Raw genomic sequence first — 22,151 nt, 5'->3', positions numbered from 1 at the left:
GTATGAAAAATAGGCTATAATGATAAGACAAGAAGAGAGGGAAATACATATTATGAAAAACATTGATTCAGTACAAAACCCGCGTGTGAAACAGTGGAAAAAACTGCAGACGAAAAAAGAGCGCGATAAAAAAGGTTTATTTTTTGTAGAAGGATTCCACTTAGTCGAGGAAGCTTTAAAAGCAGGAGTTGTAACAGAACTTATCGTTTCTGATCAGACAGATCTTCCGAAAGATTGGACAGTTAATGATGTGGAAATGTATATCGTACCTGAAGCAATCGTAAAAATACTTCGTGAAACAGAAACGACGCAAGGCGTATTTGCTGTTTGTGAGAAACATGAGAGTGAAGTAGCTCTTGCTGATGGGAAGTTTCTTTTATTAGATGGCCTTCAAGACCCAGGTAACCTAGGGACAATTATTCGTATAGCTGATGCAGCTGGTATTCATGCCGTTGTGCTTGGAGAAGGATGCGTTGATGCATATAATAGTAAAGTGCTTCGCTCTACACAAGGGTCTATTTTCCATTTACCAGTTGTAAAAGGGAACTTAGAAGAATGGGTAGACAAGCTAAAAGAACAAAACGTTCCTGTATATGGAACAGCTCTTGAAAATGGAGTTCCGTATGGTGAAGTAACACCGGTCGGTAGTTTTGCATTAATTGTAGGAAATGAAGGAAGCGGCGTAAGCCAAGAAATTCTTGCGAAAACGGATCAAAACTTGTATATTCCGATTTACGGCGGGGCAGAATCATTAAATGTTGCGGTTGCAGCGGGGATTTTAACGTATTATTTGCAAAGCCCAGTTGCGAACAAATAAAAAACTTCTTATAATAAGTTGAAGTATATTATATTAAAAGTTAAATAACGAAAAACGTTGATAGAGAAGAGTAACTTACAAAATCGCCATATAGGGAGAGAATGCCTTAGACTGAAAGCATTCTTATGGTAGACGGAAGTGAATTCACCTCTGGAGTTGACGCCAGGACCATATATATGTAAAGGCGTTCCGGTCAGAATTGATCGTTATAACTAATGAGTGGGCAGACTTGTTCTGTCAATTTAGGGTGGTACCGCGAATTTACCTCGTCCCTTTTTGGGAGCGAGGTTTTTTTATTTTTAAAATTAGGAGGGTTCCAAATGGAAGCACGTTTAAAAGAGCTAAAGCAAAAAGCGTTAGAGCTTATTGAAGAAGCGAAAGAGCTAAAAGGCTTAAACGACGTACGCGTAGCGTACTTAGGAAAAAAAGGTCCAATTACAGAAGTATTACGCGGCATGGGAAAATTATCAGCAGAAGAGCGTCCACGTATGGGAGCATTAGTAAATGAAGTACGTGAAGCGATTCAAACGCGTCTAGAAGACAAAATTGGTAACTTAGAAAAAGCAGTCATTGAAGCGAAATTAGCTACTGAAACAATTGATGTTACACTACCAGGTCGCCCTGTTGAAACAGGTTGTCACCATCCGTTAACAGCTGTTGTTGAACAAATTGAAGATGTATTCATCGGTATGGGTTATGAAGTAGCTGAAGGAACAGAAGTAGAAAAAGACTACTACAACTTCGAAGCATTGAACTTACCGAAAGATCACCCAGCGCGTGATATGCAAGATACATTCTACATTACAGAAGAAACGTTACTACGTACACATACATCTTCTGTGCAAGCACGTACGATGGAAAATAATAAAGAAAAAGGCCCGATTAAAATTATTTGTCCTGGTAAAGTGTATCGCCGCGATGACGATGATGCGACGCATTCACACCAGTTCATGCAAATTGAAGGTCTTGTAATTGATAAAAACATTCGCATGAGTGACTTAAAAGGTACACTGCAAGTATTCGTGAAAAAGATGTTCGGTGAAGATCGTGAAATCCGTCTTCGTCCAAGTTTCTTCCCATTCACAGAGCCATCTGTAGAGATGGATATTTCTTGTATGATGTGTCACGGCAAAGGTTGCGGCACTTGTAAAGGAACTGGCTGGATCGAAATTCTAGGCGCAGGTATGGTTCACCCGAACGTACTTGAAATGGCTGGTTATGATTCAAAAGAATATCAAGGTTTCGCATTCGGTATGGGCGCAGAGCGTATCGCAATGTTGAAATACGGCGTAGATGACATTCGTCATTTCTATACAAATGATGTACGTTTCTTACAACAATTCAAACGAGCGTAAGGGAAGGAGAGGATAAGTATGTTCGTATCATATCGTTGGTTACAAGAGTATGTAGATATTAAAGATGTAACAGCACAAGAACTAGCAGACAAAATCACGAAAAGTGGTATTGAAGTAGAAGGCGTTGAAGTATTAAATAAAGGTGTAAAAGGTGTTGTAGTTGGTCACGTATTAGAATGTGAAAAACACCCAGAAGCTGATAAATTAAGCAAATGCTTAATCGATATCGGTGAAGAAGAGCCAGTTCAAATTATTTGTGGAGCTGCTAATATTGCAAAAGGTTTAAAAGTACCAGTTGCAAAAGTTGGCGCTGTACTTCCTGGTAACTTTAAAATTAAAAAAGCAAAACTACGTGGTGAAGCTTCTCACGGTATGGTTTGTGCTCTTCAAGAGCTTGGTATTGATGGAAAGTTAGTTTCAAAAGAATATGCAGATGGTATCTTCATCTTCCCAAGTGACGCTGAAGTTGGTGCAGATGCACTTGAAATTTTAAACTTACACGATGAAGTACTTGAGCTTGGTTTAACACCAAACCGTGCAGATTGCTTAAACATGTTAGGTGTTGCATATGAAGTCGCTGCTATTTATGGCCGTGAAGTAAAACTTCCAGCTATCAGCCTACAAGAAGCAGAAGAAAAAACTTCTGATTACATTTCTGTAAGTGTAGAAGCGAAAGAAGAAAACCCATTATATATTGCAAAAATGGTGAAGAACGTAAAGATTGGTCCATCACCAATGTGGATGCAAACGCGCCTTATGGCAGCTGGCATTCGTCCAATTAGCAATGTAGTTGATATTACAAACTACATTTTAATGGAATACGGTCAACCGTTACATGCATTCGATTACGATAAATTAGGTTCAAAAGAAATCGTTGTTCGTCTTGCAAAAGAAGGCGAAAAAATTGAAACGTTAGATGATCAAGAGCGTACATTACAAGAACACCACCTTGTAATTACAAACGGAACAAAAGCTTTAGCTGTTGCTGGTGTAATGGGCGGAGCGGATTCTGAAGTTACAAATGAGACAGTGAACGTTTTAATCGAGTCTGCATACTTTGCAGGTCAAACAGTACGCCGTACATCAAAAGACTTAGGTCTTCGTAGTGAATCAAGTGCACGTTTTGAAAAAGGAATCGATCCAACACGTACATTTGAAGCAATTCAACACGCAGCTGCTTTAATGGCGAAATACGCTGGCGGAGAAGCACTTGAAGGTGTAGTAGAAGCTGATAACTTACAAGTACAAGAGCGTACAGTATCTGTTACTGCTGAAAAAGTAAACCGTGTATTAGGTACAAATATTTCTGCAAGTGAAATGGGTACAATGTTTACAAACTTAAAATTCCCATTCACAGAAGTAGAAGGAACATTCCATGTGAATGTACCAGCACGTCGTCCGGATATTACAATTTCAGAAGACTTAGTAGAAGAAGTGGGTCGCCTATACGGGTATGACCACATTCCAGTTACATTACCTTCTGGAACAATGACTCGTGGTAAATTAACATCAGCACAAACGAAACGTCGTAAAGTACGTCGCTTCTTAGAAGGTGCTGGTTTATATGAAGCAATCACGTATTCATTAACAAGTGCTGACAAAGCGAAACAATATATGGTTGAGCCAAACGAAAAGGCGCCTGTAAATCTTGCACTTCCAATGAGTGAAGAGCGTAGCCAACTTCGTTTAAGCTTAGTGCCACAGTTGTTAGAAGCAGTTTCATACAATGTTGCACGTAAAAACGATAGCGTTGCTTTATACGAAGTAGGTTCTATCTTCTTACCAACAGAAGCAGGAGAACTTCCGAAAGAAGAACAACATCTTGCAGGTGTTATGACAGGTCTTGCTCTTCACCATGCATGGCAAGGTGAGAAAAAAGTAGTAGACTTCTTCGTTGTGAAGGGTGTACTAGAAGGATTATTTGACGTACTTGGCGTTTCAAACCAAATCACTTATGCACCAGCAAAACGTGAAGGTATGCACCCAGGTCGTACAGCTGACATCGTATTAGATGGCGAAGTAATTGGTTTCATCGGTCAATTGCACCCAGAAGCAGAAAAACAATTAGATGTGAAAAATACATTCGTATTCGAACTATCTCTTGTAAAAGTATTCGGTGCAGACGCAGAAGGAACTTACTACGCAGCAATTCCACGTTTCCCATCTATGACACGTGATATGGCTGTTGTTGTAACGAAAGAAACAAAAGCTGGCGAAATGAAGCAAGTCATTGCTAAAGCTGGTGGAGAACTTCTGAAAGACGTAACACTATTCGACTTATACGAAGGTGAAAAAATGGAAGAAGGCAAGAAATCACTTGCATTCTCTATGACTTACTTCGATGCAGAACGTACGTTAACAGATGAAGAAGTAACAGAAGCACATAACCGTGTATTAACAACGGTAGAAGAGAAATTTGGTGCGGAGTTACGTAAGTAATGAGAAATTGCCGGATTAATTCCGGCAATTTTTTTATGGCATGATTGTCGATATATGATAAAAATCGCCGATAAATATTAAGGCATCTTGCATCTTTCTCTCGAATGTAGTACATTAATTTTAGTTTAACAAAATGAAAGACGATGATAAGGAAAAGTAGTATATACTATAATCCAAAGCGAGTCAGGGACGGTGAGAGCCTGATGAGGCGGTATATGTGAAGAACACCTTGGAGTTGCTAACCGAAATTGAATCTTATATTCAAGAGTAGACTTAGACGGGAATCCGGCCTGTTACAAACCGGGAAGTATGTATTACATACGAGTTAAAGTTGGTCTTTATGACAAATTGGGTGGTACCGCGAAGTTTAACCTTTCGTCCCTTTATGGATGAAAGGTTTTTTTGTATTTAAATATATCAGCAAAGGAGAATTTCACTATGGAAAACACATTAGTAAAAAGTCTGTATAGAGATACAGATAAATACGCAGGTCAAACAGTACAAGTATCAGGGTGGATTCGTAACTTACGTGATTCAAAAGCATTTGGTTTCATCGAATTAAACGACGGTAGCTTCTTCAAAAGCGTTCAAATCGTTTTCGATACAGAGCTAGAAAACTTCAAAGAAATTGCAAAACTTCCACTTAGCTCTTCAGTTAAAGTAGAAGGTAAAGTAATTGCAACGCCTGGAGCGAAGCAACCATTTGAAATTAAAGCAGAAAAAATTGATATCGAGGGCTTATCAGATTCTGATTACCCACTTCAAAAGAAACGTCACACGTTTGAATACTTACGTACAATCGCTCACTTACGTCCAAGAACAAATGCATTCTCTGCAACGTTCCGTGTACGTTCTGTCGCAGCATTTGCGATTCACCAGTTCTTCCAAGAGCGTGGATTCGTACATGTTCACACACCAATCATCACTGGTAGTGATACAGAAGGTGCAGGCGAAATGTTCCGCGTAACAACGCAAGATTTAAACAACGTATCAAAAGGCGAAGACGGACAAGTTGATGAATCAAAAGACTTCTTCGGCAAAGAAACAAACTTAACAGTAAGTGGACAGCTGAACGCTGAAGCTTATGCATTAGCATTCCGTGACGTATACACATTCGGACCTACATTCCGTGCAGAAAACTCTAACACAACTCGCCACGCTGCTGAGTTCTGGATGGTTGAGCCGGAGATTGCATTCGCTGAATTAGACGATGTAATGGATCTTACAGAAGATATGCTGAAATATGCAATGAAATACGTACTAGAGCATGCACCAGAAGAAATGGAATTCTTCAACAGCTTCGTTGATAAAACAGTTCTAGAGCGCATGAACAACGTAATCAACTCTGACTTCGGTCGTATCACATATACAGAAGCAATTAAAGTGCTTCAAGAGTCAGGTGCTGACTTCAAATACCCAGTAGAATGGGGTATTGACTTACAAACAGAGCACGAAAGATACTTATCAGAAGAAATCTTCAAACGCCCTGTATTCGTAACTGACTATCCAAAAGACATTAAAGCGTTCTACATGCGTATGAATGAAGATGGGAAAACAGTAGCTGCTACTGACCTTCTAGTTCCTGGCATCGGCGAATTAATCGGCGGAAGTCAACGTGAAGAAAGAATGGACGTTTTAGTAGATAGAATTAAAGAACTAGGCATGAACGAAGAGGACTACTGGTGGTACTTAGAACTTAGAAAATACGGCGGTACAAAACACGCTGGATTCGGCCTAGGTTTCGAGCGCTTCCTAATGTACATCACTGGCATGGCTAACATCCGTGACGTAATTCCATTCCCAAGAACTCCAGGTTCTTCTGAATTCTAAAATATAAAAAAGCGAGAGCAGCTGCTCTCGCTTTTTTTATTGGGAAAGGGTGTAACTACAACCCAAATTTTATTAAGTATTTCACAATTGGAAAAGATGTTGTTCATAGTTTTCTGCCCACTTCATATATAAGTAAAGCGAATGCGACATTTATAGGGAAGGGGTTTTGATGCAATGGGAGAAATTTTAAATCATACAAAGTGGTCATTGCGTGACAAGTATATAGTAATCACTGGTGCAACAAGTGGTATTGGATTAGCGGCAGCTAAGGTATTTGCAGAACGCGGTGCTAAGCTAGGAATCATTGCACGCAATGAAGCAAAAGCGAATGATGTTATGACTCAACTTGAACATCTAACGAATGGGAATACAGTGGTAGATATATTTTTCGCTGATATGGCTTCCCAACAATCTATACGCCGGGTAGCCACTGACATTTTAGAAAGGTGTCCGAGAATTGATATATTAGTGAATAATGCTGGAGCTTTATTTCAAACAAGGAAAATTACGGAGGACGGTTTGGAGATGACCTGGGCGGTAAACCATTTAGGCCCATTTTTGCTCACAGATTTGTTGTTGGAGCGTTTAAAAGAAAGTGCTCCTGCTCGTGTCATTACCACTGCATCTCACGGTCACAAAATGGCTAAAAAGGGAATTGATTTCGGTGACCTAGATGCAGAACAACTGTATCGCGGTGTTAAGAAGTTCATGGGCGGTCCTACAATGCGTTATGCGCAAACAAAACTAGCTAACATTTTATTCACCTCTGAATTGGCACAGCGATTGGAGGGAACGGGTGTTAGTGCTTATAGCTTTGATCCGGGGCTAGTGAATACGAATTTTAACCAGGACAATGGTCTGGTTGCTCGCTTAACTATGGCGGCAATGAAACCTTTCTCTCGTACGCCCGAGGAAGGTGCTGAAACTTTGATATGGCTAGCAGAATCAAATGGAATTATTGACCATAGTGGCTGTTACTATGCTGATAAGCAAATAGGAAAAATGTCTGAAGCCGCCTTGGATAAGGGTGTTTCAAAACGTCTATGGGACATTAGTGAAAAACAGACACGAGAGTAACAGAGTAGTGAGCGTCTGTTCAGACTAATATGTTGAATAGTTTTTTACCCTTAAGTAAAAAGTAATCTTGGGGGTGAGTGCAATGAGTAAAAAAGTGAAAACAGACCATTCAAGATCAAGCCTTGGTTCTCCAGAAGTAGAAGGACAAGGAACGACGACACATGAAACGGGTTCTCATAAAGTATCTTCATCAAATAAGAAACAGAAACGAAGCTAACATAAAAAGGAGAGTCTTGGCGGCTCTCCTTTTTTATGTATTATATCTTATTATCATTAATCTCTTTTGTAATGTTATCTACATCCTTGTCTAATCGATCTAAATAGAAAACCCATAGTAAGCTCATGAGCACGTAGTAGATGGCCATCACACCAAGATTATCAGATATATTTTCGAATGTGGATTTAGTAGTGAAAAAAGCTCCCCAAATGGTAGAAATAGTGAGGTACGAAAGCGGGCCAACGAGATGTACGAAAACATATAATAACTTTTTAACCTTTAAAGCGTTCATATGAATTCCCTTCCTATGTAAATAATCTTTTTCTTCTAATCATACATTCAAGTTCCTCACAGAAGTGTTGTAGTTTTGCTGGATTATGTATTAACAAGCGGGCATCGTGTTTCCTGATAAAGTGAAACTTTAATCAGTGGGGGTTTTCTTCATCCACCACTGATTATTAGTTGAACCAATCGGACTTTTATGGGCAGTTGATCCCCACACCTAACTTCTTTGCCTTCACTGAATTTTGAGGTGGGGGTCTTACTGCCCATTAAAGCGGGATAAACCTTCGAATCCGAAAGTTTAATAAGAAAGACCGGCCATAACGCTCTATTAAATCGTTGAACTCTCGTTGCTCACTTAGTAGCTGAATGTTTTCTCTAATTTCAAACTGTCTTTCGTGTGGATCACCTAGTAAAATATTTAGAATCATTTGTAGAAGTAGCAATGGGAATCTCCTCCGCTGTTGTAACTTAATTCTGTATATTTAGATTATAACAAAAATAGGGTTTTTTTGTAAATTTTATATGTTATGATGAAGTAAAAAGAGGTTTGAGGATGTTTATATGATTGAGGAGAGGGAGTAATACTTTGACAAACAATGCATTGTTTAGATTGAAATTTCGTTATATATTACTATACTTATTAGTTGGATTTTTCCTTATGGAATGCTTAATTAGATTGCCATTGTTTCATGGAGCATCTATGGCGTTAAAGCAAGAAATTGGTTTGCTCAGTGTTTTGTATGTTATACCAGTTTTATTGTTTTATAAATATTGCAGAAAGCATAGTATAAATTTTCAGAGGACGTTTTTCACAAAACCATCTGTAATATCTACTAGAATGGTTGTTATGCCAGTTGTCATGTTATTAGTATTTCAACTAGGTTGCCTTATGGCGCTTGGTGTCCTAATATTAAGTTTTAGTTCCGGAGAATTAGCTACTTCAAGTATTGCAAAAACGAAAGAAACAGCAGATGTATTACAAGTGTGGATTCGGTGTATTGGAGTGGCATTTTTTGCACCTATCGCTGAAGAAATACTGTTCCGTGGATATTTATTGCGTAAGTTACATTTAAAATTTAATATGAAAACGAGTGTAATAATCTCCTCGATTATATTTGGTATGTTGCATTTGCAAGCAACATTTAGTGCTATTCTTTTTGGAGTGGTTATGTGTTTATTGTATATAAAATCTAGAAGTCTTGTCCTACCAATTATCGTACATATGATACAGAACATATTAATAGTAACGAAAGATGTTATTAGTATTACTAATCCATCTGAATCTACCAGTGCATCTACTGCTCCTATGAGTATAACGATTGGAATTATCGCAGCAGTGCTCTTTTTAGGAGTCGGGTTATTATGGATTATCCCATTTTTAAAAAGAAATTGGCGTGACTGTATGGAGAAGGGGTTGCCAAAAATAATATATCATCCATAGAAGGCGAAAAGAATCCAATTCTTTTCGCCTTGTTTAGTTCATGCAAATCATGTCGATACTAAAAAGTAGTTATTTTTTCAATAAGCGAAGCGCCTTCTCCCTATTAGCGAAATGCATTTTCACAAACTCAGGTAATCGTTCTTCACCAAGTTTTTGAATTAATTTAGCAGCGGCGATATCAACTTGTTTACCAGCACCTTTTGGAAGTGGCATACCAGCTTTTTTGCTTAGCTCGTCAAACTGTTTTACGAATGAGTAACGAGCTAAAATAGAAGCAGCGGCTACTGCTAAATGAACGCTCTCACCTTTCGTTGCGAAGTAAACATTTTCACGCTGTACCTGTTTTTGTTTTGCTAAATATTTGTAGTATGTATCAGGTTGTGTGAATTGATCGATTAATACACCTTCAGGTTTTGTAGGTGCGATTTTTGCTAATAAGTTTGTAATAGCTTTATTATGTAGTAAAGCTTTTAACTTACCTTGGTTGTTTCCTTTATCAAATAGCTCATTATATTTTTCGTTATGAAGGACAAGAGAGCTGTAAGGAACAACGTGTAGAAGTTGTTTCGCAATGGCAGAAATTTGATCGTCATTTAAGTTTTTAGAGTCTTTTACACCAAGTTCTTTTAAAAGTGGAATTTGCTTAGCGTCCACATATACAGCAACTACTGTCATCGGTCCGAAGAAATCACCAGTACCAACTTCATCTGACCCTACGATAGACATTGTACCGATGGAAGCAGGCGGTGCATAACGGTGTGAATCGACAGATTTTTTTACAGTTGTTTTCGGTGTTTGAGAGACAGATTGCCAACGAGAAGCTTCTGCCTCAGCACGGCCGCCCTGGAACATTACTTTTCCAGATTTATAAGCTGTAATCGTGCAAGATGGCACCTTTGCCATGAATATTCCGCCTTGTGGGGTTTTTGGGCTAAGCGCTTGTTTATATTGTTGTTTCATGTCTTCAATTACTGTAGAACTTGTTTGTATTACGATAGAATTTGACAAGATGGTCGCTCCTTTTTTATATTGTTATTTTTATCATATCGGATTGTTCTTTCTGTTTCCATAATATGATGGTTCATGGTATGATAAACTTTAGGATTCTGTACGTGATTGGAGGCCGGTGAGTTGTCACAACAAAAGGGAAAGAAAAGTCGAATTAATGTAGAAATCTATGGTCAACAATATTCAGTTGTTGGCGATGAAAGTACAAGTCATATCCGCATGGTAGCAGCGATTGTGGATGATAAAATGCGCGAACTCAATGCCAAGAATCCTTCGCTTGACACGAGTAGACTAGCGGTATTGACGGCGGTAAACGTCATACACGATTACATAAAATTAAAAGAAGAACATGAGAAATTGAAAGAAAGTATGACAAAAAAAGGAATGGAATAACATGATTGATATTATTATCATTTTACTGCTTGTTATGGGATTTTTCCTCGGCTTACGCAGAGGGTTTATTCTGCAACTTGTAAAGTTAACAAGCTTTATTATCGCATACCTTGTTGCATACTGGTACTGTAAAGATTTAGCGCCAGCACTTGCGAAATTTATTCCGTATCCATTTGATAAAAACGTATCTGTTCCAGAATGGATTGATGCAAATAATATTGAGACAGTATTTTATCAAGCGCTTGCGTTTATCATATTGTTTATTATTACAAAAATTGCACTTTCATTACTTGGTAATTTGTTAAATATGTTTGCAGAAATACCGGTTTTAAAGCAAATCAATGCGTTTGCGGGGGCAATCCTCGGATTTTTAGAAGTATATATTATTTTGTTTGTTTTAATTATCGTTGGAAACATCCTTCCGATTGAGCAAATACAAACACCATTACAAAAATCATCAATTAGCAAAATAATTGTAGACGATACACCGATTCTCTCTGAAAAGGTGAAGGAACTATGGCAGACAGGTAGCAGAGTATAACTTCTCTTTTTTCGGAAAGAGGAGTTTTTTTCTATGAAAGAAAGGCGGGGTAATAATGAAAGTAAATAAAAAACAAGTTATTAAATTATTAGAGACAATCGGCCTGTTTATGGAACTAAAGGGCGCGAATCCATTTAAAATATCTGCATTTCGTAAAGCGGCAGCAGCATTAGAAAGTGACGATCGTAGTCTTTCTGAGATTGAAGATTTCACGAAGATTCCGGGCATTGGAAAAGGAACAGCAGCAGTGATTCAAGAATATATAGAATCGGGAACATCTGAAGTGTTGCAAGAGCTTGAACAAGAAGTGCCAAGTAGCTTATTGCCGTTATTAAAATTGCCAGGCCTTGGTGGTAAAAAGGTAGCTAAGTTATATAAAGAACTTGGTGTTGTTGATATGGAATCGCTAAAAGCGGTTTGTGAGGAAAATAAAGTACAAGCTTTAGCAGGTTTCGGTAAGAAAACAGAAGAGAAAATATTAGAAGCAATCGATCAAGTAGGATCTCGTCCAGAGCGTTTACCAATCGCGATGGTATTGCCTATTGCCGGGGAAATAGAGGAGAAATTGTCGAATATTGCTGAAGTAATTCGTTTCTCTCGCGCTGGTAGTTTGCGCCGCGTTCGTGAAACGGTGAAAGATTTAGACTTTATCATTGCAACGACAGAACCAGCGGTAGTACGTGAGCATTTACTGCAATTTGATAATATGATTGAGGTAATCGCAAGTGGAGATACGAAAGTTTCTGTTCGTCTTCAATATGAATATGATATTTCAATTGATTTCCGTTTAGTACAACCAGAAGAATTTATTACCACTCTTCACCATTTCACAGGATCAAAAGACCATAACGTAAAAATGCGTCAAATCGCGAAAGATAGAGGCGAGAAAATTAGTGAGTACGGTGTAGAAAACTTAGAAACAGGTGAAGTGAAGACATTTGAAACAGAAGAGGAATTCTTCGCTCATTTCGGTCTTCCATTTATCCCGCCAGAAGTGCGTGAAGATGGAAAAGAAATTGAATTAATTAAAGAGTATCCAAACTTAATTCAGTTCTCTGATATACAAGGTGATTTACATATGCATACAACATGGAGTGACGGTGCCTTTTCAATTGAGGAAATGGTACAGGCATGTCGTGCTCGTGGATATAATTTTATGGCGATTACCGACCATTCACAATACTTAAAAGTAGCGAACGGTTTAACGAAAGAGCGCCTTCGTGAACAAGCGAAAGAAATTGAACGCATGAACGAAAAGTATCCAGACATTACAATTTTACGCGGAATTGAAATGGACATTTTACCAGATGCCTCGCTTGATTTTGATGATGAAGTATTAGCAGAATTAGATTATGTCATTGGAGCGATTCATTCTAGCTTCTCACAAGACCGTGAAACGATTATGAAACGTCTTCGTGCTGCGCTAGAGAATAAGCATGTCACAATGATTGCCCATCCGACAGGACGTCTTCTTGGACGACGCGCAGGCTATGATGTGGATACAGATTTATTAATCGAGCTCGCAAAAGAAACAAATACAGTTTTAGAATTAAATGCGAATCCAAACCGTCTAGATTTAAGCGCGAAATTATTAAAACAAGCACAAGATGCTGGTGTAAAAGTAGCGATTAATACGGATGCTCATACGCTTGAAATGTTAGAAGATATGGAAACAGGTGTAGCAGCAGCACGTAAAGGTTGGATTCAAAAAGATAACGTGATTAACACGTGGGATATTGAACGTTTATTAGACTATATTAAACGTAATAAGTAACACAAGGGGGACCTGCAACATGTTAGAAAGAACGTTGCGTGTATTAGAATATAATAAAGTAAAAGAACAATTACTTGAACATACAGCCTCTTCACTTGGTCGTGACAAAGTGAAGCATTTAGTGCCGAGCACTGATTTTGAAGAAATTGTAGAAATGCAAGATACAACGGATGAAGCGGCGAAAGTTATTCGCTTAAAAGGTAGTGCACCATTAGGTGGTATTACGGATATTCGCTCAAATGTGAAGCGTGCAAAGATTGGAAGTATGTTAAGCCCACATGAACTACTTGATATTGCCAATACGATGTATGGTAGTCGCAATATGAAACGTTTCATTGAAGATATGGTTGATAATGGTGTCGAGTTGCCAATTTTAGCAACTCATGTCGCTCAAATTGTATCTTTATATGATTTAGAAAAGAAAATTACAAATTGCATCGGTGACGGCGGAGAAGTAGTCGATAGCGCAAGTGATAAACTGCGTGGTATTCGTACTCAAATTCGTACTGCAGAAAGCCGTATTCGTGAAAAGTTAGAAAATATGACGCGTTCTTCAAACGCGCAAAAGATGCTATCTGACGCGATTGTAACGATTCGTAACGAACGTTACGTAATCCCAGTAAAACAAGAATACCGAGGCGTATATGGCGGTATTGTTCACGATCAATCAGCTTCTGGGCAAACGTTATTTATTGAACCGCAAGTCATTGTAGAATTAAATAACGCGCTTCAAGAAGCACGAGTGAAAGAAAAACAAGAAATTGAACGCATCTTATTGATGTTAACAGAAGAAGTGGCAGTAGAAGCGGATATCGTTTTATCTAACGTAGAAGTAGTTGCGAATCTTGACTTCATTTTTGCGAAAGCTTTTTATGCGAAGCGTATTAAAGCAACGAAGCCAATCGTAAATAACGAGCGGTATATGGATTTAAGACAAGCGCGTCATCCGCTTATTGATCCAGAAATTATCGTGCCAAATAACATTATGTTAGGTAAAGATTTCACGACAATTGTTATTACAGGACCGAATACAGGTGGTAAAACAGTTACGCTGAAAACAGTTGGTATTTGTGTATTAATGGCGCAATCTGGTCTTCACATTCCAGTAATGGATGAGTCAGAGATTTGTGTATTTAAAAATATCTTTGCTGATATCGGTGATGAGCAATCGATTGAACAAAGTTTAAGTACGTTCTCCTCACATATGGTGAACATTGTTGATATTTTAGAAAAAGCTGATTTTGAAAGCTTAGTTTTATTCGATGAATTAGGTGCTGGAACAGACCCGCAAGAAGGGGCTGCACTAGCAATTTCAATTTTAGATGAAGTATGTAATCGTGGTGCTCGCGTTGTTGCTACGACGCATTACCCAGAATTAAAAGCATACGGATATAATCGTGAGCAAGTTATTAATGCGAGCGTTGAGTTCGATGTGAATACATTAAGCCCAACGTATAAATTATTGATCGGTGTACCAGGACGTAGTAATGCCTTTGAAATTTCGAAGCGTCTTGGCTTATCTGATCGCGTGATTGATCAAGCTCGTAGCCACATTAGTACAGATACAAACAAAATTGAAAATATGATTGCGAAGTTAGAAGAAAGTCAAAAGAACGCAGAGCGTGACTGGAACGAAGCAGAAGCACTTCGCAAGCAATCTGAAAAACTACATCGCGAATTACAGCGTCAAATTATTGAATTTAATGATGAGCGCGATGAAAAATTGTTAAAAGCGCAAAAAGAAGGGGAAGAAAAAGTCGAAGCTGCGAAGAAAGAAGCAGAAGGCATTATTCAAGAACTTCGTCAATTGCGTAAAGCACAGCTTGTGAACGTGAAAGACCATGAGCTTATTGAAGCGAAGAGCCGTCTAGAAGGTGCGGCGCCAGAGCTTGTGAAGAAACAAAAAGTAAACGTGAAAAACACAGCGTCAAAACAACAATTACGTGCAGGCGATGAAGTAAAAGTATTAACGTTCGGTCAAAAAGGTCAATTACTTGAAAAGGTAAGTGATACAGAGTGGAGCGTACAAATTGGTATTCTGAAGATGAAAGTGAAAGAATCCAATATGGAATACATTAATACACCGAAGCAAACTGAGAAAAAAGCAGTTGCAAGTGTGAAGGGTAGAGATTACCACGTTTCATTGGAACTTGATCTTCGCGGTGAACGTTATGAAGATGCAATGATGCGCGTTGAAAAATATTTAGACGATGCACAGCTTGCAAGCTATCCTCGTGTATCAATCATTCATGGTAAAGGAACAGGAGCACTTCGCCAAGGTGTACAAGATTACTTGAAGAAGCATCGCGGTGTGAAGAATTACCGTTACGGTGACATGGGCGAGGGAGGCCTAGGCGTAACAGTTGTCGAATTAAAATAGCAAACAACGAAACAAAGGGGAAACCATTATATGTTTATGGACAAACTTGCAAAAGTATTGTTAGCTTGTTGTGGAATATTTTTGGTGATAGGGGTTATTTATTTAGTTGTTTTTGCGAAGTAAAAAAGTACAATATGTCTCTTTAGATGTATATCTAAAGGGGCATATTGTTTTATATGTAATGATAAATTAAGAAACTATTTTTGGTAGGAGTGGAGACATGATGGAATTAGTATTAAACGATTTAGTGAAACTTACGAAACAATTGGAAGACTTGATAAGTAAATATATTAAAGGATTGAATTCAACTGTATCTACGCATATAGAAATACATGATATCGGTACTAATGGTAATGATATAAACCCTAAAGTGAAAGAGTTTGTAGAAAATAATATTTCTGCAGCTAGTTTATTAAGTGGAAAAAAGGAATTAGATGAAAATATTGATACTATTAACCGAATGTTAGATAGAGAATCTATAAGTGAAAAACGGGAAGAGGTAAGAGTGGGTGAAGAGAGCTTGCTAAATTATGTTAACTTCTTGAGCAATGAGGAAAAGATATATATGTGTTTTATAAGGTTTAGTGGTTTTGAAGATAATGTATTATCTTTATATAAGGAAAAAGCTAATCAGTTTATAAAAGAAACTTTGAAATATTCATTTTTAAACTTTTTAATTCATCAAATATATGCTGATCTAAGAGAGGGAAAATACGAGCAGTTAAAAGAGGGGAATCGTGAAGATTATCTCGCCTCTAAAGGTAGAGAATTTATGAGGAATTTGTTGGTTGACATATCAGGAGGGGATCATTCTAAAAGGAATATAGGTATATATGGAAATGATTTGTTTGATGAATTCAATTATATTTCGACTTTAAATTATGAGGGTGGAAGTATTTCGGCCAAATTATTACTGGTTAATAAGACTGAAATAGATACACATATAGACTTTTACATCAAACTAGAGGAACCAATCTCTTTTGATCAGCATAGAAGAATTAGAAAATTATTAGAGACATCAGATAAAAGAACTTTTTTAATAGGGGATCATGAAAAAATATATGGTTTAGGTAGACTAAGAGATTATGAATTACTGAAAAGTAAACCAGTTTTTTTGATTGATTTCACAGGGAAATTTGAATATAAAATAAGTATTGTAATAATGAAGCGTGATGTAATTACTAATATCGAAGATGGAAGTATTGAAAATGTTAAATGGCGTTTATATGAACATCCCATTTTATTTATTAGATATGGTACGCCAAATCTAAGAGAAAATAAATTTTCAGATATTAAATTGAGCGGAAAACTTCAAAAAATATTTGGAGATAAAATAGAACCACAAAATAAAGACAAGCTGGTTAGTTTAGTAAAATATGCAGTGAATCAAAAGAGCGGTACAATTGTTGTGTTAACAACAACTGAGACGGCTGAGAAAGAAATTGATAAACTAGAAAATGAAGCCATTAGAATAAATAGAACTAATTTATTAAGTAAAAGTAAATATGAATTAAAAAATATAATTGAAAGAGTCACCTGTATTGATGGAGCGTTGTACTTGGATATAAAAGGGAATTGTTATGCGATAGGTGTTATTTTAGATGGTACTGCTGAAAAAAGTCTAGGAGATTCTTCTAGGGGAGCCCGCTATAATTCGGCAATCAGATATGCCAATAAAAAAGGTTTAAAAGATAATTGTGTAATTATAGTAATATCTGAGGACGGAATGGTAGATATTATACCTAATTCAGAAGAAAATGAAGAAAAATTAAATCAACTAGTAAATCAGTTAATGGATTTAATTAATAAAAACCAATTTAAAGAGGCGCTGCAGTTAATACAAAAAAAAGCTCCTAATATTAATAAATCAGCCCAAATATATTATCTTGAGGGTTTTTTATATGACAAATTAGGGGACAGTGATCAAGCATTAATAATGTATAGTAATTCAATTGAACTAAATAAAGATTATGCTAGTGCTTATAATAACCGTGGATGTGTATATAATATGAAGAAGGAATATAACCACGCAATAAGAGAATTTACAAAGGCTATTGAATTAGATCCGAATAAAGAAGTAGCTTACGGTAATCGTGCCCATGTATATAACATTCTTGAAAAATATGAAAAAGCAGAAATGGATTATACAAAGGCGATAGAATTAGAATCTCAAAATGAAATAAATTACAAATACCGTGGAGATGTATATGTTAAATTAAAAGAATATACAAAAGCAGAGATGGATTATAACGAAGCAATTAAACTTAATAATGACTATCAGGAAGCAATTAGTGCAAAGGAAGAGTTGTTGAAACACATAGAATCAATCTCTAATTGATTTTGCTTAATTTAACTTATTTATAGATTATAGGTGAAAAATAAACATGAAAATCAACCAATACATAAGTGAAGCAAAATCCTGCTCAAGACGTGAAACAGACCGCCTTATTAAAGCAGGACGCGTAGCTATTAACGGTGAAATTTGTAAGCACGGTGCACTCGTGAGTGATGGTGATGTTGTAACGATTGATGGACAGGTTATTGCAAAGGAAGAGAAAGAAAAGGTGTATATTGCTTTTCATAAACCAGTCGGTATTACTTGTACAGCAGCCGAGCATATCGAGGATAACATTATTGATTATATCAATTACCCAGAGCGTATCTTTCCTGTTGGACGATTAGATAAAGCGTCAGAAGGACTTATTTTATTAACGAATGACGGCGCCATTGCGAATCAAATTTTACATGGAGATCATGAGCACGAGAAAGAATATGTTGTCACAGTTGATAAGCCATTTACAGATTGGTTTATTAATGAGATGTCCAGCGGCGTAAAGATTAAAGATGGAATGACGAAGCCATGTAAAGTGACGAGAATTGATCAATCTACATTTCGCATCGTTTTAACGCAAGGAATGAACAGACAAATTCGTAGAATGAGCCGTGCTTTCGGGTTTACTGTAACAAAGTTAAAGCGAGTTCGTATTATGAATATAGAGCTAAGTGGACTGGAATCTGGAAAGTGGCGGGATATTACAGCGGAAGAATTGAAAATATTAATAGGGCAGTTATAGGGAGGAAATATTTTCTCCCTATATTTTTTTGTCAGAAAAAATAAAACTATTGATTTTTTAAAAAATAGCCCATATAATAAAAAAACAACAAGTTTCGACAAGATATTTTATAAAAGTAATGATGAGGACATGAGTTGTTTTTGACGATTCTCAGAGAGGGGAGCCTAGGCTGTGAGCTTCCTAATACGGAAAGACAAACTTACCACCTCTAAACTTCAAGAGTGAACTGCATGATGCATTGTAATTCTTGGCGGATAAAACCGTTATCAATTTACACGAGCTATAAAATGAGCTTATTTTGTTATAAATTCATTTTATTAGAATAAGGGTGGAACCACGATTTCAACACTCGTCCCTTTGTTAGGGACGGGTGTTTTTTGCGTTCTTTTACGGGGAAGTATGCTTGAAAGAGGATATGTGACGGATTTTAATTCAGAATATTTTGTTAATCTAAAAATATGTAGGAGGTTAGTAGAAATGAAATCATCTTTAAAGTTTTCTGAGATGTTTGCAATAAGTTTAATGTTATTTGCACTATTTTTCGGTGCAGGTAATATGATTTTCCCGCCAGCTTTAGGACAAGGTGCTGGAACAGATGTATGGATCGCGTTGTTTGGTTTTATCGTAACAGGCGTTGGATTGCCTTTATTAGGAGTTATCGTTATAGCTCTAAAGGGAGATATTAATGAGCTAGCAGGGCGTGTGCATCCTATATTTGCACTAGTTTTTATCACTGCAATTTATTTATGTTTAGGCGTATTCGTAAGTGTTCCACGTACAGGAACTGTTGCTTATGAAATGAGTGTTGCACCATTTTTACCAAGTGAGATAGCTAGTCAATCGTATCCACTTGTTATCTTTACATTCATTTTCTTTGCCGTAACTTTCTATTTAGCTTTAAACCCATCGAAATTAGTGGGCCGCATCGGTAAAGTATTAACTCCGATTTTATTAGCTGTTATTGCAATTATCGTAGGTAAAGCACTTATTACACCAATTGGAGAATTTGGCGCACCGACAGAAGCATATAATGCTCCGCTCTTTAAAGGTTTTATTGATGGATATTTAACTTTAGATGGACTTGCAGCACTTGTTTTCGGAAATGTTGTCATTAATGCTTTAAAAGCGAAAGGCGTTACAAATAAGAACAGCATTGCGAAAGTAACAATCTTTGCAGGATTTATTGCAGCACTTGGATTACTTCTTGTTTATTTAGCGCTTGCTTACCTTGGAGCTTCTAGTGTGTCTCTTGGAATGGGAGCAAACGGAGGAATTATTTTAACAAACGTTGTAAATCATTTATTTGGTAGTTACGGAACTTTATTATTAGGAATTGCAATTACAGCAGCATGTTTAACAACTTCTGTAGGTATTGTGGCAGCTTGTGGGGAATATTTTTCTTCCTTATTACCAAAGCTTTCTTATCAAAAAGTCGTTTTCATCTTCTGTGTATTAGCATTTATGGTAGCAAACCTTGGGTTAACTCAGTTAAATGCATTAGCATTACCGATTTTAATTGCAATTTACCCAATCGGTATCGTGCTAATCGTATTATCACTTGTTGAAAACTATATTCGTCTTCCTTTAGTAATGTATGTAGGTGGTATTGTAGGAGCATTCATGATCAGCTTCTTTGATGGATTGCACAATGCAAATCTTCAAATTGAGGCATTAGCACCTGTCTTAAATAAAATTCCATTATATAGTGTAGGGATCGGTTGGTTAGTTCCTGCTCTAGTAGGTATTGTCATTGGATATGTCATTTCTTTGTTTCAAAAGCAAGAAGTTGCTGTAGAAAAATAGCGAAAAGAGGCTTTCTTTCATAGAAAGCCTCTTTTTTTACAAAAAAAGACGCATATAGAGAAATTTAGATATTTAAAATTTTATACGTAATATAGTTGACAAAAAAATTATGAGTAGGCTAAGATTGACTTAGTTGTGGAAATATTGGAAGGAAAGTGAGGAGTGAAAGGTTTAAGGTTTTCTATAACGATATCATTTTTGTAAATAGAGGTGATAGAGTAGGAGAATGGTTAGTTTTATTTTTTTTGAGTTTCATTGAGAATGATAATCAACAAAAGAGATAGGGACTTATGTTAAAATATGAATCGCTCTTTATAAGGAATAGGGAGGGATATTATTTTTAACATTTAGTGAGAATGATAATCAACGATATCTATATTACATAAATAAATTACAAGTAAATAATGATAGAGGATTATTATTTTTTTCTTATAAAATGAGAATAATTATCATTTTCAAAAAGTATGGATGATGGATAAACAAGGAGGAAGTAAGCCAAATGAGAAAGATTTCTGTATTACCCGCTTTTATTATAACGTTCGTATGTATGCTAGCTTTTCTTGTCATGCCATATGGGAAAGTTTCAGCACAACTAGCTGACGGTACGTATGATATTAACTATGTCATTCAAAAAGCGGAAAATGATTCAGCTTCAATGGCAAATGATTATTTTGAGAAACCAGCTAAGCTAGTTGTGAAAAATGGCGAAATGAGAGTACAAATTCCGATGAATCATAGTGCTTGGATTACAGAATTTAAAGCACCTGAGAACGGGAACTTTGTTGATGCAAAAGTTGTTAGTAAAGATGAATCTGCTGATAAAAGAACTGTAGAGTTTAAAATAGATGATTTATCTAAACCGGCAGCTGCAAAAATTCACGTTGTTGTACCAAACGTAAATTATGACCATAACTACACAATCCGCTTTGCGTTTGATGCAAATGTAAAAGCGGTAGGTGGAGAAAATAAAGAAACTACTGTAACAAAGCAGAATGATCAAACAAAAACAGATACACAAGTAAAAGAAGAAGTGAAGAAAGAAGAGAGTAAAGAAGCAAATAAAGAGGCGAGCAAAGGAACAAATGAAAGTGGAAAAGCTGAGAAAACAGATAACCCAAAGACTGGCGATGAATCACGCATCGGATTATTTGCAGCGTTAATTCTTATTTCAGGTGTTTTCTTAATTCGTAAAGTGAAGTTAAGTAAATAAATCTTTTGAAGGGTGATGAATATATGTTTAAACAATTTAAAATGATTATTGCCGTATTTGCTGTTTTATTTACGTTTATAGCAACACTAGGTTTACAAGATACAAAGGCTGCTACAAAATTGGCTGATGGAAAATATAATATTGCTTTTACTGTATGGAAAGGCGATAAAGATGAATCATCTAGAATGAATAGTTATTTTGAAAGTCCGGCAACAGTAACAGTTAAAGATGGAAAACAATATGTTTCATTCAAGGTGAAAGATAGTACTTCTATTAAAAGTTTACAAGTAGAAAAAAATGGTCAATTCGTAGAAGCTACTGTGTTAAGTGAAAATACAAAAGAGAATACTAGAGTAGTAGAATTTGAAGTTGCTGATTTGTCAAAAAAACTAAATGGCAAGGTGAAAATTAATATCCCAATTATTAATTATGATGCTTCATATGATATTCGTTTTGTATTTGATGGGAACAGTATTAAATAATTAAAAAATTTTCAAAAGGGAGAGT

At 36.6% G+C, this 22,151-nt stretch carries 19 protein-coding genes and 3 other annotated features; of the genes, 16 read left to right on the top strand and 3 right to left on the bottom strand.

The features are described 5' to 3' along the window. Positions 1-19 precede the first annotated feature (19 nt). From PDL00_RS13625 to PDL00_RS13600, 6 genes are all read left to right on the top strand, one after another. Entirely contained in the window at positions 20-817 is a 798-nt protein-coding gene (locus PDL00_RS13625; RefSeq protein ID WP_270729552.1) for a TrmH family RNA methyltransferase, read from the top strand. 48 nt (positions 818-865) lie between these two features. Beyond that, positions 866-1,094: a binding site (T-box leader), on the top strand. 43 nt (positions 1,095-1,137) lie between these two features. Continuing rightward, complete coding sequence (gene pheS / locus PDL00_RS13620) at positions 1,138-2,172, top strand: phenylalanine--tRNA ligase subunit alpha (RefSeq protein WP_000388220.1); 1,035 nt, start codon at positions 1,138-1,140, stop codon at positions 2,170-2,172. Between the two features lie 18 nt (positions 2,173-2,190). Beyond that, a complete protein-coding gene (gene pheT / locus PDL00_RS13615) occupies positions 2,191-4,611 on the top strand; it encodes a phenylalanine--tRNA ligase subunit beta (RefSeq protein WP_270729549.1) in 2,421 nt (806 codons plus the stop codon). A gap of 134 nt (positions 4,612-4,745) precedes the next feature. Then, positions 4,746-4,997: a binding site (T-box leader), on the top strand. 52 nt (positions 4,998-5,049) lie between these two features. Then, positions 5,050-6,441 carry an asparagine--tRNA ligase gene (gene asnS, locus PDL00_RS13610; RefSeq protein WP_270729547.1) on the top strand — a complete coding sequence of 464 codons (1,392 nt, stop codon included), beginning with the start codon at positions 5,050-5,052 and terminating at the stop codon, positions 6,439-6,441. A gap of 174 nt (positions 6,442-6,615) precedes the next feature. Further along, positions 6,616-7,518 carry an SDR family NAD(P)-dependent oxidoreductase gene (locus tag PDL00_RS13605; protein ID WP_242250852.1) on the top strand — a complete coding sequence of 301 codons (903 nt, stop codon included), beginning with the start codon at positions 6,616-6,618 and terminating at the stop codon, positions 7,516-7,518. A gap of 82 nt (positions 7,519-7,600) precedes the next feature. Then, positions 7,601-7,735: a YuzL family protein gene (locus PDL00_RS13600; protein WP_078179650.1), complete on the top strand. Its 135-nt coding sequence runs from the start codon at positions 7,601-7,603 to the stop codon at positions 7,733-7,735. A gap of 40 nt (positions 7,736-7,775) precedes the next feature. On the opposite strand, the gene PDL00_RS13595 is transcribed toward PDL00_RS13600, so the two are convergent. Then, on the bottom strand, positions 7,776-8,027 hold the full coding sequence (locus PDL00_RS13595; RefSeq protein WP_242250851.1) for a hypothetical protein: 252 nt from the start codon (positions 8,025-8,027) through the stop codon (positions 7,776-7,778). 259 nt (positions 8,028-8,286) lie between these two features. Beyond that, on the bottom strand, positions 8,287-8,463 hold the full coding sequence (locus PDL00_RS13590; protein WP_162230575.1) for a hypothetical protein: 177 nt from the start codon (positions 8,461-8,463) through the stop codon (positions 8,287-8,289). Between the two features lie 143 nt (positions 8,464-8,606). Here PDL00_RS13590 and PDL00_RS13585 point away from each other — a divergent pair, with 143 nt between their 5' ends. Beyond that, positions 8,607-9,461: a CPBP family intramembrane glutamic endopeptidase gene (locus PDL00_RS13585; RefSeq protein WP_242250850.1), complete on the top strand. Its 855-nt coding sequence runs from the start codon at positions 8,607-8,609 to the stop codon at positions 9,459-9,461. A 69-nt stretch (positions 9,462-9,530) separates the two neighbouring features. Here PDL00_RS13585 and rnhC read toward each other — a convergent pair whose 3' ends face one another. Continuing rightward, positions 9,531-10,469: a ribonuclease HIII gene (gene rnhC / locus PDL00_RS13580; RefSeq protein WP_242250849.1), complete on the bottom strand. Its 939-nt coding sequence runs from the start codon at positions 10,467-10,469 to the stop codon at positions 9,531-9,533. Positions 10,470-10,592: 123 nt separating this feature from the next. Here rnhC and zapA point away from each other — a divergent pair, with 123 nt between their 5' ends. The 9 genes from zapA to PDL00_RS13535 all read left to right on the top strand — a co-directional run bounded on the left by zapA (position 10,593) and on the right by PDL00_RS13535 (position 22,126). Next, the gene (gene zapA, locus PDL00_RS13575) at positions 10,593-10,862 is read left to right on the top strand and encodes a cell division protein ZapA (protein WP_000082701.1); all 270 of its coding nucleotides are present in this window, start codon (positions 10,593-10,595) and stop codon (positions 10,860-10,862) included. A gap of 1 nt (position 10,863) precedes the next feature. After that, positions 10,864-11,403 carry a CvpA family protein gene (locus tag PDL00_RS13570; protein WP_242257348.1) on the top strand — a complete coding sequence of 180 codons (540 nt, stop codon included), beginning with the start codon at positions 10,864-10,866 and terminating at the stop codon, positions 11,401-11,403. 55 nt (positions 11,404-11,458) lie between these two features. Beyond that, positions 11,459-13,177 carry a DNA polymerase/3'-5' exonuclease PolX gene (gene polX, locus PDL00_RS13565; protein WP_242257347.1) on the top strand — a complete coding sequence of 573 codons (1,719 nt, stop codon included), beginning with the start codon at positions 11,459-11,461 and terminating at the stop codon, positions 13,175-13,177. 19 nt (positions 13,178-13,196) lie between these two features. Further along, positions 13,197-15,557 (top strand): endonuclease MutS2, encoded by a 2,361-nt coding sequence (locus PDL00_RS13560; RefSeq protein ID WP_270729539.1) that lies wholly within the window; start codon positions 13,197-13,199, stop codon positions 15,555-15,557. Between the two features lie 223 nt (positions 15,558-15,780). Continuing rightward, the gene (locus PDL00_RS13555; protein WP_270729537.1) at positions 15,781-17,895 is read left to right on the top strand and encodes a tetratricopeptide repeat protein; all 2,115 of its coding nucleotides are present in this window, start codon (positions 15,781-15,783) and stop codon (positions 17,893-17,895) included. 46 nt (positions 17,896-17,941) lie between these two features. After that, entirely contained in the window at positions 17,942-18,631 is a 690-nt protein-coding gene (locus PDL00_RS13550; protein ID WP_270729535.1) for a 23S rRNA pseudouridine(2604) synthase RluF, read from the top strand. A gap of 109 nt (positions 18,632-18,740) precedes the next feature. Beyond that, positions 18,741-18,991: a binding site (T-box leader), on the top strand. Positions 18,992-19,108: 117 nt separating this feature from the next. Then, positions 19,109-20,434: a branched-chain amino acid transport system II carrier protein BrnQ6 gene (gene brnQ6 / locus PDL00_RS13545; RefSeq protein WP_270729533.1), complete on the top strand. Its 1,326-nt coding sequence runs from the start codon at positions 19,109-19,111 to the stop codon at positions 20,432-20,434. Positions 20,435-20,933: 499 nt separating this feature from the next. Beyond that, positions 20,934-21,644, top strand: coding sequence for a heme uptake protein IsdC (gene isdC, locus PDL00_RS13540; RefSeq protein ID WP_097818331.1), 711 nt, complete (start codon positions 20,934-20,936; stop codon positions 21,642-21,644). A gap of 23 nt (positions 21,645-21,667) precedes the next feature. Further along, entirely contained in the window at positions 21,668-22,126 is a 459-nt protein-coding gene (locus tag PDL00_RS13535; protein WP_061677075.1) for an NEAT domain-containing protein, read from the top strand. Positions 22,127-22,151: the final 25 nt, after the last annotated feature.

It is taken from the genome of Bacillus cereus group sp. TH152-1LC, from assembly GCF_027710505.1.
GTDB lineage: Bacteria > Bacillota > Bacilli > Bacillales > Bacillaceae_G > Bacillus_A > Bacillus_A mobilis.
This window is presented reverse-complemented; position numbering and strand designations above follow the sequence as displayed.